The organism is uncultured Campylobacter sp., assembly GCF_938045225.1.
In the GTDB taxonomy this organism is placed as follows: Bacteria; Campylobacterota; Campylobacteria; order Campylobacterales; family Campylobacteraceae; genus Campylobacter_A.
On the sequence record NZ_CALINL010000047.1, the window covers coordinates 1 to 1,690 of the forward strand.

Genomic DNA, 1,690 nt, shown 5'->3' on the forward strand with positions numbered 1-1,690 from the left:
CTTAACAATCCCCCAACCCCTACGACGTGAGAAGTTGCTGCACTGCGTGCAGGTTCAAATTTGCGCTATCGCGCCGTATGTTTTTAAATTTGGGCTTTCAGGGTGCGGGTCTCGGTGAGTAAAATTTGAAGTTAAATTTGCAAATTTGAATAGAAAATGATAAGGCGACGTATTTTGAGATGATTTTTGTGGTTTTGAAGTTAAAATTTGACGAAGATAAGGCATGTAGCCTATCAAGTCAAATTTTAACGAAATCCGCAAAAAGCACTCAAAAGACAAGCCATCTAGCTAAGCATAAAAAAGCTTAAAAGGGCCAGATCGCCTCCATAAGCTTCGTCCCCCACGGCTTCCTCGTCGCCCTATCCACGTCGCCTTCGGTTTTATATAAGATCTTAGCGTCGGCGATGTAGCGCGAGTCGATCTCGTTGGCGTTTGAGATGTCGTACGGGCGGATCACGCCGCTAAGCTGCATGATCTGCTTTTCGCCGTTTATGAGTAGTTCGCGCGAGCCCTCGATAAAGTAGTTGCCGTTTTCTAGTACCTTGATGATGCGCGCCGAGATCGTAGTCGTAAAGGCCTCTGCGCGCACGCTAGATCCAGCACCCGTAAATTCGTTTTTATTGCCCGCGCTAAAGCCGATGTCGCCGGCTCTGTTTAGCTGAGTAGCTAGCGTCGATAGCGGTGCCGAGCCTGCGGTAAATATCCCTCCGCCGAGGCTTATCGTGCTATTTTTACTCGTGTCGTGCTTGCCGCTGGAGCTTTGGTTGGCGCGCTCGCTGATAACGACGGTTACGATATCGTTTACGTTCATCGCCTTGCGGTCGGCAAAAAGCGGGTTGTCGCCGCGACCAAAAAGACTGCCCGCGTTTGGTTGGTTATTGACCTGCTTGGCGGGAAGCTGCTCGACGTAAACGGGCGGCTTCATGTCTATGCGAGGATCGGCGCTAGGCAAGCACCCGCTCAAAAACGCTGCTGCAAGGGCGCAAAAGTAAATATTTTTTCTCACGTTTTACCTTAAAGTGAAAATTTTACGATAAAATAAGCAAATCAAGTTCCAAAAGGAAAAATTATGGCTAATTCCATCCTTGCGCTTGGCGCGAATTTTCAAGAAATTTACGAAATTATATCAACAAAATTTAAAAATGTAGCCGTTTTTGACCCCATCAATGATTTTTACGGACTAGAAAATGCTCTGAAAGCCTTTGAAAACGGCAGCGAGTGCGAGTTTTTTAAAAGCGCGATAAATGAATTTGACCGACTAGCTGAGAGTGCTGATTTCGTACTCGTTAAACCAGCGCAAAGCATAGCAAATATCGGCGAAATAGAACTAAATTTACAAATCGCTAGAAATTTAAACGTTCCGGTTTTTTGCCGCGAAAATTTGAGCTTTTTTACGCGAAACTCAAAGCTAATCGTAAGTGGAAATTTGGATGAAATTTTGAGCGTAAAGCAAGATATAATCACGCCTTTGAGGTTTGAAAGCTCGCTATTTAAACTCGCCGCAAAAGATAAAAAAACCGTCGTTTTGCCAGAAAGCGAAGACGAGCGGATACTAAGAGCGAGCGAAATTTTACTAAAAAGCGGCGCGGTAAATTTGATCCTTTTGGGCGACGAAAACGAAGTCAAATTTGAAGCAAAAAAGCTCGGGGTAAATTTAAGCGGCGCGAGATTTATAAATTTAGAAAAAAAC

The 1,690-nt window shown here is 44.7% G+C and carries 2 protein-coding genes; one reads left to right on the forward strand and one right to left on the reverse strand.

Going from position 1 to position 1,690, the window contains the following annotated elements; translation table 11 throughout:
* Positions 1 to 304: 304 nt before the first annotated feature.
* Positions 305 to 1,006: a flagellar basal body L-ring protein FlgH gene (gene flgH, locus Q0200_RS02440; RefSeq protein WP_297937305.1), complete on the reverse strand. Its 702-nt coding sequence runs from the start codon at positions 1,004 to 1,006 to the stop codon at positions 305 to 307.
* 63 nt (positions 1,007 to 1,069) lie between these two features.
* Here flgH and Q0200_RS02445 point away from each other — a divergent pair.
* On the forward strand, positions 1,070 to 1,690 hold a 621-nt coding region (locus tag Q0200_RS02445; RefSeq protein ID WP_297937307.1), incomplete at its 3' end, for a phosphate acyltransferase.